We start from the raw sequence: 16,290 nt of genomic DNA on the forward strand, positions 1-16,290 counted from the left end.
TGACCTCGAAAATGTCATTCAAATCTGACGCAACTTATTATTTTCATATTACTAAAATCAACTCAACCTAATTTTTAGAACACCCTTGAAAAGGAAAGTGAGACGAAACGAGGACAAAGCAGACACAAATGGCGAGAAAGCGGACAAAAGTCACCGAACAAAGCCGCCTTCTCGTCGTGGCTTTTTTGAAACCTCGCGACAAAGTTAAGTTTTTATAGAGGAAAAGTTGTAACTTCGCAGCCGTAAACCTCTCATTCCTCCGCTTTTTTTATGCGCCGACTCCCCACATGTCCGGTGCAATGGAGGATTTCTTCGAATAAGGGGAGTTTTGAAAACGATTTTATCCCCACAAAAACACATGCGATGAAACAATACCAGAATCTTCTCCGCCGCATTTTGGAAGAGGGCGCCGTGAAGGCGGACCGCACCGGCACAGGCACGAAAAGCGTGTTCGGTCATCAAATGCGTTTCAATTTGGAAGAAGGTTTTCCTCTGCTCACGACGAAGAAACTGCATTTGAAATCCATCATCTACGAACTTCTTTGGTTCTTGAAAGGTGACACGAACGTGCGCTATCTTCAAGAGCACGGTGTCAGCATCTGGAACGAATGGGCAGACGAGGACGGCAGCCTTGGTCACATCTACGGCTACCAGTGGCGCTCTTGGCCTGACTATGATGGCGGTCACATTGACCAAATCAGCCGCGTGGTGGAAGAAATCAAACACAATCCCGACTCGCGTCGCATGATTGTCTCCGCTTGGAACGTTGCCGATTTGGACAAGATGAATCTTCCCCCTTGTCATCTTCTCTTTCAGTTCTATGTCGCTGACGATCGTTTGTCTTTGCAACTCTATCAGCGTTCCGCCGACACTTTCCTCGGCGTTCCTTTCAACATTGCCAGCTATGCGCTCCTGCTCATGATGGTTGCGCAGGTCTGCGGCTTGAAACCCGGAGAGTTCATTCACACCACGGGCGACACTCATCTCTATCTGAATCACCTTGAGCAGGCTCGCTTGCAATTGGAGCGCACTCCGCGTCCGCTCCCGAAAATGTGGCTCAACCCTGAAATAAAGGAACTGACCGACTTTGACTTTTCAGACTTCCGTTTGGAAGGCTACGATCCTCACCCGCACATTCCTGCCAAAGTTTCCGTATGATGGTTCTTCCCGAAGTTTTCCTCAGTGAGACCCGCCGCCTGCTGGGCGATGAGACCGCCGACGCTCTCTTTCGCGCACTGGAAACCGACGCCCCCTCGGTCTCGGTTCGTCTCAATCCGCTGAAGCCCTCTCGGGCATGGACGAAGGAAACGACGCGACAAGTGCCTTGGTGCGAAACGGGACGACAGCTGTCTGAACGTCCGCGTTTCACCTTTGACCCTCTGCTCCACGCCGGTTGCTACTATGTCCAAGAAGCCGCCTCCATGTTTGTGGAGCAGGCATATCGGACGTTGAGTCGTTTCGTCACTCCCCGCCGCGTGCTTGATTTATGCGCTGCTCCCGGCGGCAAGTCCACACTTTGGCGCAGCCTGCTTCCCGCCAACTGTCTCTTGGTTGCCAATGACCCCGTGCTTCCGCGCGCTCGGATTCTCTCTGAGAACCTTCTGAAATGGGGAAGTTCCGCCACGGTGTGCACTTCGGCGTTTGCTTCTGCCTTTCAACCTCTTACGGGATTCTTTGACGTCATTGCCGCCGACGTGCCCTGCTCCGGCGAGGGCATGTTCCGAAAAGACGAAGGCGCGATTCAAGACTGGTCGCCCGCGGCGGTTGAGAAGTGTGCCGCACGCCAATGGGAGATTGTTCGCGATGTTTGGCCCGCGCTGCGAGAAGGCGGCTTCATGGTCTATAGCACCTGCACCTTCAATCGCACCGAAAACGAAGACCAAGTCGAAAGAATTTGCCGGGAACTCGGCGCCAAGCCCGTCGAGATTCCTTTGGAAGAAGAATGGGGCATTGTCGGCAACGTAACAGACAGCGCAACTCCCGTCTGTCGTTTCCTTCCGGGGCGGACGCCGGGCGAGGGTTTCTTCCTTGCTTTGCTGCGAAAGACCTCAGCTACTCCCTCCGCGCGTTGTCCGAAGACAAAACCTTTGCGCCAGCCCGACAACGCCAGCCGGAAAATCCTGGCGGAGTGGCTTGACGCCCCTTCCAACTTCCGGCTCGTCCAAGCAGATGAGAACAACGTGCTCGCCCTCCCCGAAGCGGTGGCAGACGATGCTTCGCTCTTGTTCTCCCTGCTGCGCCCGCTTCATTGCGGCGTGCCCCTCGCCGAGAAGAAAGGGCGGAAATATGTCCCCGCCCACGCACTCGCCCTCAGCGTTCATCTTTGCCGCACTGTCTTCCCCGAGGCAGAACTTGACTTGAATCAAGCGTTGGCTTATCTTCGTCGCGAACCGTTGGTGCTGCCCGTCTCCGTTCCCCGAGGAATTGTGCTCGCTGTTTGGGAAGGTCATCCGCTGGGCTTTCTCAACAATCTCGGCTCACGCGCCAACAACCTCTACCCTTCCGCCTGGCGAATCCGTCACGAAGAACGAACCCGCGAGGTGGATGATGAGTGAAACAAACTTTGCGGCAACCTTTGCGTACCTCCCGATTCATTTAGTAATATGAAAATAATAAGTTGCGTCAAATTTGAATTAGATTTTCGAGGTCAGATTTTCACCCGAAGAAGGAGCATAGCCGTAGCTATGTGACTGATGAGGGAGGAAATATGGACCGAAAGATTTTCAAAGATGATGCAGGTTATTATTTGAGGATTACTTAGCCAAACAGCCCCACTGACTCCAACCTCTCAAGATGTCTTGCATGAATAAATATCTACGCATTCTCTTTTTCGGACTTTTGCTCCTTTTCTTGCTTCCCGCCCACGCGGATTCCTCCGCCAAGCAATTTGTCCTGGTCATTGATGCCGGACACGGCGGACATGACTCCGGCGCCTTGGGGGCACGCTCCAAAGAAAAAGACATCAACCTCACCGTCGCCCTCGCCTTTGGCAGACTCGTGGAGGAGAACTGTCCGGACGTGACGGTTGTCTATACGCGGCGAACGGACGTATTCATTCCTCTTCAACGCCGCGCCGACATTGCCAACAACAAAAAGGCGGACCTTTTCATCTCCATCCACACCAATGCCCTTCCGGGCGGCAGAATTGCCTACGGTTCTGAGACTTATTCTTTGGGTATGGCGCGCGCTAATGCCAACCTTGAGGTGGCAAAACGAGAGAACTCGGTCATCACGTTGGAGAATGATTATCGGCACACCTATCAAGGCTTTGACCCCAACAAGGCGGAGAGTTATGTCATTTTTGAAATCATGCAGGACAGACACATGAAACAGAGCGTTGACCTCGCCGGCTGCATCCAACGAAACTACAAAAGCGTCGGCAGACCCGACAAAGGGGTTCACCAAGCGGGGTTCCTGGTTCTCAGAAACACGTCAATGCCTTCCGTACTCACCGAACTTGGATTCATCACGACGCCGGCGGAGGAGGCTTATCTCAACTCTGCACGGGGAGTGGAAGAACTGAGCCGTAGCATCTACAACGGCTTCATTACCTACCGCCGTCTCCACGACAAAAGCGTGAGCGACCTCCCGGCACCACTGCCTGCCGCCCCGGCTCCGGAAAAGCCCACAGCCGACACCGTCGCTGCTGCCACCGTCACACCCGCAGTCGAGATGACTCCTGCCGTCAAGCCGGAAACCCACACCACCCCGACAACACCGAAGAGAGAAAACGCGCCTAAACCCAAACCGGCGCCAAGCAAGACGCAAACCGCTAATCCCAAAAACAACGACGCAAAGCCTAAAACGCCCAACGTGGAATATCGAATCCAACTCGGAGCCGGCAAACGTCAAATTTCCACCACTGACCCTCAATTCAAAGGACTCAAAGTCACACGAACGAAAGAGGGAGACCTATTTAAATACTATCACGGCAGTTTCACACGACACGCTGACGCTAAGAAAGCGCTCCAAGAGGTGAAGAAAAAAATTCCCGCCGCCTACGTCGTGGCGTTCCATCTGGGAAAACCTGTCTCCGTCACCCAGGCGAAAAAGTTTGAGTAGGAAACTGCCAACCTCACAGAAAAGTTCCATTCAATCCAAGGCGGACAAAAAGTTCGCAACACAGTCATGAAAAAAGAAGTCAAAATTTCACTTGCTGCCATCGCCGCTATCATCTTGCTCTTCATTGGCATCAACTTCTTGAAAGGCATCAATGTCTTTCAATCCTCAAACACCTATTACGTCAAATTTGCCGACATCGGCGGCTTGTCCGTCTCAAACCCCGTCTTTGCCAATGGCTACCCCGTCGGCATCGTCAGAACGATTGACTATGACTACCAACAGGGACGCCACGTGGTTGTCGGAATTGAACTGGACAAAGAAATGCGTGTGCCAGAGGGGACACGCGCAGAACTGGAAACGGAACTCATGGGCGGAGTCAAAATGTTGCTCGCCCTCGGTCCCAATCCGTTGAAACACGTCGCTCCCGGCGACACCATCCAGGGCGGAATGAAAATCGGAGCCATGGACAAGGTCGGAGCCATGATTCCAGTCATTGAAAAGATGCTGCCAAAACTGGATTCCATTCTGACCAACGTGAATCACCTGACGGGAGACGGAGCGCTGGAACAAACGCTTCACAACACAGCCGCACTGACTGCCGAACTCCACGAAACGTCTGTGCGTCTCAACGGCATGATGAAGAACGACCTTCCGCAGACGCTCTCCAACTTGAAGGCGGCTTCCGCCAACGCCAACGTTTTTGCTGCGAAACTGGCGGCACTGGACCTCGCCTCGACGCTGCAATCGGTTGACGAAACACTTGCCAGTGCACGAAAAATGTCGGACAATCTCAACGACATCACTGACAACCTCGACACCAAACTCAAAAGCAAGGACAACACGCTCGGACTCTTCCTCAACGACAGGGGGGTCTATGACAACCTCAATTCGACGCTGCAACACGCCGATTCTCTCATGATTGACCTGAAGGCGCACCCGAAGCGCTACGTTCACTTCTCCATCTTCGGAAAGAAGGACAAATGAGAAAGGACTTAGAAAGGCGAGCCAAGGGGTTGAGCTTGCCACACGAAAAACGTACAAGTCATTTTTTTGAAAGAATATAGTTCAAAAGGAGGTGGCGCATCGCGTCACCTCTTTTTGTGTTACGCGCAATCAAAACATCGAGGCGGCTCTTCCGACACATTGGAACTGAAACTCGGAACGGAGCATCGACGAGAAAAACAGTCGGAAAGAATCGTGACGAAAGCATACACTATACGTAAATAAAAGGGCAAGAAAAAACTATGCAAACTATACACAAACCCTACATTTTACTCCTTACCCCTTTGATTATCCGCACGTTACGAAATGCATAGTTTGTGCTCCAAACCCTACACAAACCATACATTGAAGCGTTCAAAACCCTACACAAAACGAGGCGCAAACCCTACACGAACGCGAGCACAAACCCTACACGAAACGGCGCGCAAACCCTACACAAAACGAGGCGAAAACCCTACATTGCAACGGCACGCAGTTTTACTTAGGAGCGCACCTGGGAAAAACTAGGAGCGCACCTGGGAAAAACTAGGAGCGCACCTAAGTAAAACTAGGAGCGCACCTGGGAAAAACTAGGAGCGCACCCGGTTAAAATTTGCCTTCCTCAAATTTTAATTTGCCTTCTTCTAATTTTTCTTTGCCTTCCCCTAAGTAAAACTGTGTGCCGAATAGGCAAGATTTTTCTCAGCAACACAGATTCCCTCGAAGAGCAAAAAATGTAGGATGGAAACCACGTTTTTGCATATTTCCGCCCAATCCTACATTTATATTTTTTGCTTCACCACGACCCTACACACACCGCCGCGAAACCCTACACAATGAAGGGTTTTGTGTAGCATTTACAGACCAAACCCTACACACCTAATATCTCTGATTATCAATATTTAACCCCGAACTGTGTAGGATTTGCAGGAAATGCATGTACCCTTGAAAAACGTATAGGTTTGAAAGGTGAATACGCGCGCCTCGCGCGCGAAGCCTATTTCATTTTTTCCTGCGTTCCCTTTTTGCATGCAAAGTGGCACAAGTTTTGCTGTAAGCCCCAACACAATGAGGGCGGTTTGTCAAAATTTATGTTCTGATACACCGCCATTTCGTGACAAGCGTAAAATCAGCGAAATGAAGGACTAAATGTAGGGCTTGTGTATAGTTTGTATAGTTTTTTCTTACCCCCTTTATTTACGTATAGTGTAGCGTTGAAGCGTAGCTAAATGGTTTAGCGGACAGCCATCATCTGCTATTCTTTGAGCGGCGAAGACGCAGCCTCGGCGTGTAGGGTATGACGAATCGGGGCCGCGTCCAATGTGTGGAACGCGACCCCGATTAAAACACTCACCTCACTTTCAGGGAGGGGAAGACTCCAGTTGGACCGTGTCCGACCGGGCGAGGGAATCTCAATTGTCAATGTCAATCAGCCGCCCATCCTTGTTGAATGTCAGTTCCAGACCGTTGGAGAGCTTCACCTCCGTCTTTGCACGTTCGCGCTCAATGCGACAGATGGTTTGTCCGGCATACTTCCGGCTGACGAAAGTGCGGATGATTTCCGGCACAAGGTCCTGCGGCACCGCACCGGTCATTGTGCTGACCTCGGTCCACAAGCCTTTGCCGTTGAACTCGACCTCTGTTCCGTCTGCAAAAACAACGTCATAGGTTTTACGAGCCACATCGGTGTCCTGTTTCACCAAGGTGATGGCTTTGTCCGAGAAATAGGTTTGAATGAAAGTTTGTGCTGCCTGCGGCAATTCCTTTTTTGAGATGGGCTTGTCGGCGGAAGCGCAAGCCGAGATGTGCAAGACGATGAAGCACATCAAGAAAAACAAAGTCTTTTTCATCGTGAGTGGTTATTTTGAAGGTTAAACATAGGGAAGAATCAGCAAGCACTTTGAACAAAATTCACCAAGCTCCCAAAGGAGCGAAACAAATGAGGCGTAGGCTGTTTCAAACCTCCGTACGCTGCAAAAGTACCAAGAACGACGAATAACTTTTGCCCAACAATTGCAAACAATAACTTAAAAAACAAAATCTTACGTCTCTCGCACCCTACCCGTTTCTTTTGTGGGCGCACTGCCTCACGGAGGCTTTTCGCGAAAAGGACAGAAACGAAGAACCTTGGAACAGCGACTCACTCACCGTTCCCTTTCACCAACCACAAAACGAAAAGAATCCAAACAGACCGTTGGTCTTTCTCAAACACCACAAGTTCACAAACGTTTCTATCCCTTGCGCACTTTCCTCTGGGACTTCACACATGCAACGAGAAGAGGAACTCAAGCCCACCTTCCTTGCGATTTCTGACCGAAATCGTGCCACGATGGAAAGACACGGCGTTGCGGACAATGCTCAAGCCCAGACCGGTGCCTCCATCGGCGCGCGTGCGTCCCCGGTCCACACGATAGAACCTCTCGAAAAGTCGCGGAAGGTGCGACTCCTCAACACCGCAGCCTGTGTCGTAGAAACTGAAATAGGCAAATTCCGAAGTGACACTGTAGCAGACCACATGAACCTCCACGCCGTGACCGGCATAGCGGACTGCGTTTTCAAGAAGATTTCGGAAGATGGCGTGGACAAGCGTGTAGTTTCCACGAATCGTCAACTCGGGCAGTTCACTGCAAAAGCGGATGCCGGCTTCTTCCAAAGGATTTGAGAACTCCTCGGCAGCCTCATCCACCACCTGACGGATGTCAATTTCTTCGACGGGCATCAATTCTGGCGCCTCTTCCGTTTTTGAAATCAGCGCAACGTCGCGAATGAGGTCCGTCAAACGCAACGTCTGCGCATGTGCCTTTTGAAGGAAACGGGTTCGCTGCTCCTCGCTCAGATTGGGACACGAGAGGAGCGTTTCCAAATAGCCGGAAATGCTGCTGACGGGGGTGCGAAGTTCGTGCGTTATGTTGTGGCTCATTTGTTGCTTGAGCAGTCGGTTTTTCTCAGCCTGGGTCACATCGGTCAAAGTGATTTCAAAACTGCCGTCGGCATAGACGAGCGTTTGGACGTTGAACGTGACCGACCCCGCCTGAAGCGGGAAACTGAAGACAGGAGCCTCTTCCGTGGAACTGCGCTGCGGCTTCGACAAAGCAAGGAAATCAACAACAGGCTTGAAATGCGGACTGTCCCAAAGAGCATCCACACAAGGCGTGGGACGATCCAGAATGACGTTCACATATTGCACAAAATGCTGATTGGCGTAGAGCGACTTCTTCTCCACACTGAAGATGGCAATGCCTTGGGCAAAATAGTGGAAGTGGCGGAGCAGCTGTTTGCGTTGGGCACGGATGATGCGCCCGGATTCTTCCAGTTTCCGATACTGTGCCGTCACGCTTCGCGCCACGTCGCCCAGGTCGCCGGAAGGAAAATGCAGGTGGTCATAGTCAACCAGCCCACGGTCGGCGGAGCGGACAAAACTGCGCAAAGCCGTCACCGACTTGCTGAACCTGCCTGAGACGAACAAGAGGAGAAGAAGCGCGATGGTGAAAACAAGCATCACGAACCACAGGAAAACATTGTCGGCTTGAAGAAAATGACGAATGCGTGCATCATAAGCCGTCGCCATGCGAACGGTGAAAGGACCGCTGCGACGCGCGAGGTAGAAAAATTCCTTGCCCTCCGTCTCAGAAAAACGAATGTCACTCCCACTGCCACTCTTCTGCGCACTTGCCACTTCGGGGCGGTGAAGATGGTTCCCCATCTCTTCCACAGCGTGACCACTTGACTCAAAAAGAACCCTGCCCGAGGAATCGATGACCGTCAAACGAACCTCCGACGGCAACAAACGAACGAGCGAAGAGAGACGAACGGAATCCACACCGGCGGAATCAGGAGAAAGCCCCGCGCCGGAAACGATGTCAGCGTAACTTCCTAAACGCTCTTCCAACAACTCGCGACGGAATTGCCGCTCGCGGTGATACTGAAACCCGAGAAGCAAAAGAGCGAAAGCTGCAAAAAGGGCTGCGAAATTGAGAAGCAAACGATTGCGGAAAGACATGGGCTGAAGGATATGAAGAACGGAACAGGAGGCACCTATTCCACACCTATATTAATTATATAAGTACTTAACGCTGGGATTGAACAAAGCGCACGAACGCCGGCGCATGAGCCTCACGCTTCAAAACAGTAGCCGTAGCCTTGACGGTTGCTGATTCGGTTGCCCTCCTCGCCAAGTTTGCGGCGCACGCGGGCAATGTGGACATCCACCGTGCGGTCCAAAACATAGCAGTCGTCAGGCCACACTTCAGCAAGAATCTCTTCGCGTGAAAAGACGCGCCCGGGCTGCTTCGCCAAACAACTGAGGATGCCAAACTCCTTGGGAGAAAGGCGCACGTCCTCAGTGCCGACGGTGACCACCTTGCGACCGAAATCAACAACCATGCCTCCCACGGTGAACGAAGCAGGATGCGAGTTGCGCACGCTCCGACGAAGCATCGCTCCAATGCGGGCAAGCACGACCTGAAGGGAGAAGGGCTTCGCAATGTAGTCGTCGCCGCCGGCGGAGAAACCGGTGAGAAGGTCGCGTTCGGCATCGCGCGCGGTCAGAAAAATGATGGGAATCAAGTTGTGTTGCTCCTTGCGCAATTTTTCAGCCAACTGGAAGCCCGACATGCCTCCCAGCATGACGTCAAGCAAAATCAACTCGTGGTCCGGGCGCAGTTTTTCCAAAGCTTCTTCCGCGCTCTCTGCCGTGTCAGCCACATAGCCGGCATTTTCCAAATTGCACTGAAGAATCTCTCTCAAATCGGGTTCATCATCTACCACCAAGATTCGATGTCTGTTCATGAGAAACAAAATTAGGATTAAGAAAAGACGGGAAAACTGACGTTTCACCGTCGGGAACGGAAGCACAAAGTTCCATTCTCGGGTGCAAGTTTAAACTTTTTCAAAGACTGCCGCGACACGCGCTCGGTTAATTTTTTATGAAGAAACAGAAGTTTTTCGCCTTAACACTTTCTTCACAGGTTTGTAACAAGAACGATACACTCCTCCCCTACTTTTGCATCGCCTCTTGAAGTCCGCTCTCGCGAAATCAAAGAAACGTGGAACGGCGTTTGAGAACAATAAAAAACTCAAAATATAAACTAATCTCATTTTCATTATGGAATGGATTTACCCTTCAATGGTTGTCTTTTTGTTTGTGCTCGCCGCTTTTGACCTTTGGGTCGGCGTGAGCAACGACGCGGTGAATTTTCTCAACTCCGCAATCGGCTCGCGGGCAGCAAAGTTCAAAACGCTTCTCTTCATTGCAGGCATCGGCGTCTTTGCAGGCTGTGCCCTCAGCAACGGAATGATGGACATCGCCCGACACGGCATCTTTTCACCACAATATTTCACTTTCCGAGAAGTGATGCTCATCTTCCTCGCCGTCATGGCTACGGACATCGTTCTCCTGGACGTGTTCAACACCTTTGGCATGCCGACGTCCACAACGGTCAGCATGGTCTTCGAACTTCTCGGCGCTTCCTTCGCCTTTGTCATCGTGAAAATGGCAACTGACGGCGCAGCGCTCGGCATGGGCGACTATCTCAACACCTCAAAAGCGTTGGAGGTCATCATCGGTATCTTCATGAGCGTACCAATCGCCTTCTTCACCGGAATGGTGGTGCAATATCTCGCACGCGTCCTCTTCACCTTCCAACTCCAAAAGGCGGGCGCACTGAAAACTGCCCTCTACGGAGGATTCGCTCTGACCGCCATCCTCTATTTCATGCTCTTCAAAGGACTCAAAGACCTTTCCTTCATGAATGCCGAGGTGAAAGATTTCATTCACATTCACACCGCAACCATCCTTGCAGTCGTCTTTGTCGCAGCGACACTGCTGATGTGGGGACTGAAACTACTTCGCGTCAACGTTTTGAGAGTCGTTGTGCTCTCAGGAACGTTCGCGCTTGCCACCGCCTTCGCCGGAAACGACCTGGTGAACTTCATCGGTGTGCCGCTTGCCGGACTCTCTTCTTGGATGGACTTCTCCAACAACGGACTGGAAGCGGGGCCGGAACTCTATCGCATGGCTTCACTCACGGAATCAGCCAAGACTCCGCTCATCTTCCTCATCGGTGCCGGCGCACTGATGGTTTTCTCCCTGGTAACTTCCAAGAAGGCACGCCGAGTCGTTGAAACGGAAGTCGGACTCTCCCGCAGCGATGAAGGAGACGAAATGTTTGGTACGTCAAAAGTGGCAAGAAGTCTTGTCAGATGGGGAAACTCCGTGGGACAAAGCTTGTCCAAAATGATTCCTGAAAGAACAGGACGCTGGCTGGACGGGCGTTTCCGCCGCCCCTCTGTTGCCGCCCCCAACGCTGCAGCCTACGACCTCTGTCGCGCCTCCGTCAATCTTTGCGTGGCTTCCCTCTTGATTGCACTCGGCACAACGCTCAAGTTGCCGCTCTCAACCACCTTCGTCACTTTCATGGTTGCCATGGGTTCTTCGCTCTCTGACCGAGCTTGGAGCAGAGAAAGTGCAGTGTTCCGCATCACCGGCGTGCTGACCGTCATCGGCGGTTGGTTCATCACAGCGGGCGTCGCTTTCACCCTCGCCTTCTTCGTAGCGACCGCCATGAACTTCGGAGGCATCATCGTCATTGTCCTCATCGTCGCAGCAGGCATCTTTGCCATCATTCGCAGCCAGAAAAAATTCGCACAAAAGCAAAAAGAACTCGTGCAGCAAGGCGACATGCTCTTCACTCAAATGTGGCACGTCACGGATCGCACACTCATCATCCCCATGCTTGAGCGCCACATCCACATGAGCGTGGCAGGAGTTCTTGAAGACTATGCCAAACTCTGGACCGAAACTGCCGACGCGCTGAAAGAAGAGAACCTCAAAACGCTGCGCCACACGCAAAGAGAACTGACTCAGTCCAAACGAACGCTGAAAAACCTGCGACGCAGAGAAGCCCTCTGCCTCCGACGCGCCGAGCCCGCGCTGACGGCTGTGAAACTGAGCACACCCTTCCATCTGATTCACAACTCGCTCCTGCAGATTCGCTACGGTCTCGTCCGCATGGCGGAGCCTTGCTTGGAACATGTGGACAATCACTTCACGCCGCCCGAGGAAAAACTCTCCGAAAAATATGAGAAACTCATTGAAAAAGCGGCTTCCATCATGGTGCTCACCGCGCAAGACTTGCGAGACGCACGCCAAGATGAGAATGCGCAACGATGGGCAATGATGACCGAAACGAAGAAAGAACTGGAAGAACTCTACGTGGAAGTCAGCGTCAGCACCCGCGTCCCGGGCACGAACCTGACCGCAGCGACCCTGCTCTTGCACCTCATCCAAGAAGCGCAACAGATTCTCAGCGAAATGAAACGACTCCAAAAACACATCGAAAAATTCCACCAAGCCCAAATCTCATAGTTCAACTCACTGATTCAAGGCAAAAAACTCTGACCATACATTATATAATTATGCACCTGAAACAACTTTCGCGCGGTTTCCTTCTCGCCGCCCTGACCCTGCTCGCGCCCACCGCTCTTCACGCGGAAACGAAAGACAGCACTGCCACCGCCCACCGAGGACTGCCCGACTGGTTCCCCAATCTCAGCGGAACGATTCGAGCAAAGGTTGAATGCCAAACCGAACAAGGCGAAAGTCGCTTTGAGGTGCGCACCGCAAGACTGGCTTTGGACGGAAAGGTGACGGACAACGTCATCTACAAAGCGGAGATTGACCTCTCTGACGAAGGCAGAATCCGAATGCTTGACGCCTACGGCGGCATGAAATGGGAAGAAACGAAACTCCTTCTCGGACAAATGCGCGTGCCTTTCAGCATTGACGCCCACCGCTCCCCGCACCTGCAATATTTTGCAAACCGCTCGTTCATCGCAAAGCAAGTCGGCAACGTGCGAGACGTGGGGCTCTGCGGCGCCTATGAACCCCGAAACACAGGACTTAAACTCGAAGCCGGACTTTTTAACGGCTCGGGGCTCACAGACCAAAAGGACTATTGGACACGCTCCCTGAATTTCTCCGCAAAGGCACAGTACAAACCCTTCAAGGGGCTGACGCTTCAAGCCTCCATGCAGAAAATCTCACCCAAGGCGGGCAAGGTCTGGCTCTATGATGGCGGCGCGACGCTGAAACTTAAACGTTGGACACTGGAGGCAGAATATTTGCGGAAAGTCTATGCTCACAACGCCTTTCCTGCTGTGAACGCCGTGGACGCTTTTATCTGCTACGATTTGCCGCTGAAAAAAACTTTCCGCAAGATGAGTTTTCTTTGCCGCTTTGACGCGATGGGAGACCACGCCGACGGTGAACCAGATGAAAACGGCAATTTCAAACTGACCGACGGCGAAAGAAAACGCCTCACCGGAGGCATCACGCTCAGCATGGGAAAGAAAATGAATGCGGACATCCGCATCAACTACGAGAAGTATTTCTACAAAAACGACGCGCTGGCGAAACGCTCCGAGAGAGACAAAGCCGTCATTGAACTTGTGCTGCATTTCCCGAACAAATGAAAAAGCGCGAAGCGCCGCCAGAAGAACTTTCCACAGAATTGGAAACTCTGCTGCTCAGAACTGCCCACTCTTTCAGAAAAAAGTATGGGCAGTTTTTCTTTATCGGCTCCTAAAACCGTGAGAAATAGAAAAAACTGTAATTTTGCAGGGAAATATACTCATCCACTAAAAATCTAAGCACAAACAACATGGCGGAACAAAAACGCATCCAAAGAGCTCTCGTCTCAGTTTTCCACAAAGACGGACTTGAAGCACTGCTCAAAAAATTGCACGAAGAAGGAGTTTCTCTCATCTCCACAGGCGGTACGCACAAGTTCATTGAATCCATCGGACTTCCTTGCGAAAGAGTGGAAGACCTCACCTCCTACCCCTCCATCCTCGGTGGTCGCGTCAAAACGCTGCACCCGAAAGTTTCCGGAGGCATCCTTGCACGTCGCGAAAACGCCGAAGACCGCGAAGAAATGAAACGCTATGACATCCCCGAAATAGACCTCGTCATCGTGGACCTTTACCCCTTCACGCAAACTGTCAAAGAAGGAGCCGGCGAAGCAGACATCATCGAGAAGATTGACATCGGCGGCATCACGCTCATCCGAGCAGCAGCCAAAAACTTCAAGGACGTCGTCATCGTTCCTTCAAAGGCGGAATACGCTACGCTCATGGACATCCTCGCCCGCCGCGGCGCCGTCACCGAACTCAGCGAGCGCAAACAGTTTGCAGAGAGAGCCTTCGCCGTCAGCAGCGCCTACGACACCGCCATTCACGAGTGGTTTGCAGAACAAACTAAGGCGTGAAACAAAAACCAGAGAACATAACCCGAAACTGAATCACAGCAAACCTTCTTTAAATCTATGGGATTCTTTTCTAAACTCTTCTCCTTCACCCAAGAACTCGCCATTGACTTGGGCACGGCAAACACCATCATCATTGCCGACGGAGAAATCGCAGTGAACGAGCCCTCCGTCGTGGCTTTGGACCAGCACACGGAGAAAATGATAGCCGTCGGCGACACCGCCAAACTGATGCTCGAAAAAACCGGCAGCAAAATCCGAGTGATTCGTCCGCTCAGAGACGGAGTGATTGCAGACTTCAACGCCTGCGAGCAAATGATGCGCGGTCTCATCAGGAAAGTGCGTTCCGGCAAACGACTTTTCTCACCTTCTTTGCGAATGGTCATCGGCGTTCCCTCCGGTTCGACCGAAGTTGAACTACGTGCCGTCAGAGACTCCGCCGAGCATGCCGGAGGACGAGACGTCTTCCTCCTCTATGAACCCATGGCTGCCGCCATCGGCATTGGCATCGACGTGAATGCTCCGGAAGGAAACATGATTGTGGACATCGGCGGCGGCACCACCGAAATCGCCGTCATCTCCCTGGGAGGCATCGTTTCCAACAACTCCATCAAAATCGCAGGCGACGACTTCACCTCAGACATCAGAGAATACATGAGCCGTCAGCACAACGTGCTCGTCAGCGAGCGAATGGCTGAACGCATCAAAATCAACGTCGGCGCCGCCCTGACTGACCTCCCAGAGCCTCCTCAAGACTACGTGGTCATCGGACCGAACCGAATCACTACGATGCCCATGGAAGTGCCCGTTTGCTACCAGGAAATTGCACACTGCTTGGAGACTTCCATCGCCAAGATAGAACAAGCGGTCATCAACGCCTTGGCAAACACGCCTCCCGAACTCTACGCCGACATCGTCAAAAACGGAATTTTCCTCACCGGCGGCGGCGCGTTGCTCAGAGGCTTAGACAAGCGACTCAGCGACAAGATAAACATTCCTTTCCACGTGGCAGAAGACCCGCTCCTTTGCGTGGCGAAAGGCACCGGCGAGGCGCTGAAACACGTGGAAGACTACACGTTCTTGATGAGATAAAGCGGGAGATTCTCTCCCCACGTCATTTCTGCATAGTCCATGCACAATCTGCTTGACTTTTTAAGGAAATATTGTCACGTCCTGCTCTTCGTGGCACTGGAATGTATTGGCTTAACGCTGCTCTGCCGTTTCAACGGATTTCAGGGCAGCGTGTGGCTTACTGCAGCCAACGACGCGGCGGCAGGGGTTCAAGCCCTGAACACAGAAGTGACTTCCTTCTTTGAACTGCGGAACGTCAACCGCGCCCTCACGCACCAGAACGTTCATCTCTTCCGAGAGAACGCCAAACTGCGTGAGGAACTGGCATCGCTGAAGAAAGACACGACACTCACAGAGAAACTCATGGCAGAGAAACTCAAAGACTTCCGGCTCATTGAAGCAATGGTTGTTTCCAACACAACGGGCGGCGGTGAGAACTATCTTGTCATCAATCGTGGCGAGGCTGACGGTGTGAAACCGGAAATGGGCGTTGTGGGAGGCGGAGGCGCAGTGGGCATCGTCTATCTCACTGACAAACACCACAGCCTCATCATCCCGCTGACGAACCGCAAGTCCAGCATTAGCTGCCGAGTTCGCGGACAAAACTATTTTGGCTATCTTCAATGGAGCGGTGGAAGCACGCGCCACGCCGTCCTGGACGATGTGCCGCGCTATGCAAAGGTGAAGTCCGGCGACGTGGTGGAGACGAGCGGCTACTCAGCCGTCTTTCCCCCCGGAATCTTTGTCGGTCGCGTCAAGTCGGTGGGCAATTCCTCCGACGGGCAGTCCTACAAACTTGACGTAGCGCTCGGTACGAACTTCTCAAACATCCGCGACGTGCAAGTCATTTCCACACCCTACAAAGCCGAGTTGGACAGTCTTTTCTCCAAAGCGGCGAAAGAAACTTTGTGAC

At 52.3% G+C, this 16,290-nt stretch carries 12 protein-coding genes; 9 read left to right on the forward strand and 3 right to left on the reverse strand.

Annotated features, from left to right (window positions below):
* Positions 1-363: 363 nt before the first annotated feature.
* The 4 genes from I6E40_RS02920 (at position 364) to I6E40_RS02935 (ending at position 5,046) form a co-directional block, all read left to right on the forward strand.
* Complete coding sequence (locus I6E40_RS02920) at positions 364-1,158, forward strand: thymidylate synthase (protein WP_235385385.1); 795 nt, start codon at positions 364-366, stop codon at positions 1,156-1,158.
* The gene (locus I6E40_RS02925; RefSeq protein WP_317207395.1) at positions 1,155-2,555 is read left to right on the forward strand and encodes a methyltransferase RsmF C-terminal domain-like protein; all 1,401 of its coding nucleotides are present in this window, start codon (positions 1,155-1,157) and stop codon (positions 2,553-2,555) included. Before I6E40_RS02920 ends, I6E40_RS02925 begins: the two co-directional genes overlap by 4 nt.
* A gap of 247 nt (positions 2,556-2,802) precedes the next feature.
* Complete coding sequence (locus tag I6E40_RS02930) at positions 2,803-4,062, forward strand: N-acetylmuramoyl-L-alanine amidase (RefSeq protein ID WP_235385388.1); 1,260 nt, start codon at positions 2,803-2,805, stop codon at positions 4,060-4,062.
* 66 nt (positions 4,063-4,128) lie between these two features.
* Positions 4,129-5,046, forward strand: coding sequence for an MlaD family protein (locus tag I6E40_RS02935; RefSeq protein ID WP_235385390.1), 918 nt, complete (start codon positions 4,129-4,131; stop codon positions 5,044-5,046).
* A 1,409-nt stretch (positions 5,047-6,455) separates the two neighbouring features.
* On the opposite strand, the gene I6E40_RS02940 is transcribed toward I6E40_RS02935, so the two are convergent.
* The 3 genes from I6E40_RS02940 to I6E40_RS02950 form a co-directional block, all read right to left on the reverse strand.
* Positions 6,456-6,893, reverse strand: a complete 438-nt coding sequence (locus I6E40_RS02940; RefSeq protein ID WP_235385392.1) for a PepSY-like domain-containing protein — start codon at positions 6,891-6,893, stop codon at positions 6,456-6,458.
* 410 nt (positions 6,894-7,303) lie between these two features.
* Complete coding sequence (locus I6E40_RS02945; RefSeq protein WP_235385394.1) at positions 7,304-9,043, reverse strand: ATP-binding protein; 1,740 nt, start codon at positions 9,041-9,043, stop codon at positions 7,304-7,306.
* A 113-nt stretch (positions 9,044-9,156) separates the two neighbouring features.
* Positions 9,157-9,831 (reverse strand): response regulator transcription factor, encoded by a 675-nt coding sequence (locus I6E40_RS02950; RefSeq protein ID WP_235385395.1) that lies wholly within the window; start codon positions 9,829-9,831, stop codon positions 9,157-9,159.
* A gap of 316 nt (positions 9,832-10,147) precedes the next feature.
* Here I6E40_RS02950 and I6E40_RS02955 point away from each other — a divergent pair, with 316 nt between their 5' ends.
* From I6E40_RS02955 to mreC, 5 genes are all read left to right on the forward strand, one after another.
* Positions 10,148-12,409, forward strand: a complete 2,262-nt coding sequence (locus I6E40_RS02955) for an inorganic phosphate transporter (RefSeq protein WP_235385397.1) — start codon at positions 10,148-10,150, stop codon at positions 12,407-12,409.
* 50 nt (positions 12,410-12,459) lie between these two features.
* Positions 12,460-13,515: a porin gene (locus I6E40_RS02960; RefSeq protein ID WP_235385399.1), complete on the forward strand. Its 1,056-nt coding sequence runs from the start codon at positions 12,460-12,462 to the stop codon at positions 13,513-13,515.
* A gap of 188 nt (positions 13,516-13,703) precedes the next feature.
* Entirely contained in the window at positions 13,704-14,309 is a 606-nt protein-coding gene (locus I6E40_RS02965) for an IMP cyclohydrolase (protein ID WP_235385401.1), read from the forward strand.
* A gap of 57 nt (positions 14,310-14,366) precedes the next feature.
* On the forward strand, positions 14,367-15,398 hold the full coding sequence (locus tag I6E40_RS02970) for a rod shape-determining protein (RefSeq protein WP_235385403.1): 1,032 nt from the start codon (positions 14,367-14,369) through the stop codon (positions 15,396-15,398).
* A 39-nt stretch (positions 15,399-15,437) separates the two neighbouring features.
* Positions 15,438-16,289, forward strand: coding sequence for a rod shape-determining protein MreC (mreC, locus tag I6E40_RS02975; RefSeq protein WP_235385405.1), 852 nt, complete (start codon positions 15,438-15,440; stop codon positions 16,287-16,289).
* The last annotated feature ends 1 nt before the right edge of the window (position 16,290 follow it).

This window comes from Prevotellamassilia timonensis, assembly GCF_021531665.1.
Lineage (GTDB): Bacteria > Bacteroidota > Bacteroidia > Bacteroidales > Bacteroidaceae > Alloprevotella.

Bases quoted from the DNA above. Each gene is read 5' to 3' on its own strand.
- I6E40_RS02950 (WP_235385395.1), bottom strand. From the start codon at position 9,831: ATGAACAGACATCGAATCTTGGTGGTAGATGATGAACCCGATTTGAGA.
- I6E40_RS02935 (WP_235385390.1), top strand. From the start codon at position 4,129: ATGAAAAAAGAAGTCAAAATTTCACTTGCTGCCATCGCCGCTATCATC.
- I6E40_RS02940 (WP_235385392.1), bottom strand. From the start codon at position 6,893: ATGAAAAAGACTTTGTTTTTCTTGATGTGCTTCATCGTCTTGCACATC.
- I6E40_RS02965 (WP_235385401.1), top strand. From the start codon at position 13,704: ATGGCGGAACAAAAACGCATCCAAAGAGCTCTCGTCTCAGTTTTCCAC.
- I6E40_RS02955 (WP_235385397.1), top strand. From the start codon at position 10,148: ATGGAATGGATTTACCCTTCAATGGTTGTCTTTTTGTTTGTGCTCGCC.
- I6E40_RS02960 (WP_235385399.1), top strand. From the start codon at position 12,460: ATGCACCTGAAACAACTTTCGCGCGGTTTCCTTCTCGCCGCCCTGACC.
- I6E40_RS02970 (WP_235385403.1), top strand. From the start codon at position 14,367: ATGGGATTCTTTTCTAAACTCTTCTCCTTCACCCAAGAACTCGCCATT.
- mreC (WP_235385405.1), top strand. From the start codon at position 15,438: ATGCACAATCTGCTTGACTTTTTAAGGAAATATTGTCACGTCCTGCTC.
- I6E40_RS02925 (WP_317207395.1), top strand. From the start codon at position 1,155: ATGATGGTTCTTCCCGAAGTTTTCCTCAGTGAGACCCGCCGCCTGCTG.
- I6E40_RS02945 (WP_235385394.1), bottom strand. From the start codon at position 9,043: ATGTCTTTCCGCAATCGTTTGCTTCTCAATTTCGCAGCCCTTTTTGCA.
- I6E40_RS02920 (WP_235385385.1), top strand. From the start codon at position 364: ATGAAACAATACCAGAATCTTCTCCGCCGCATTTTGGAAGAGGGCGCC.
- I6E40_RS02930 (WP_235385388.1), top strand. From the start codon at position 2,803: ATGAATAAATATCTACGCATTCTCTTTTTCGGACTTTTGCTCCTTTTC.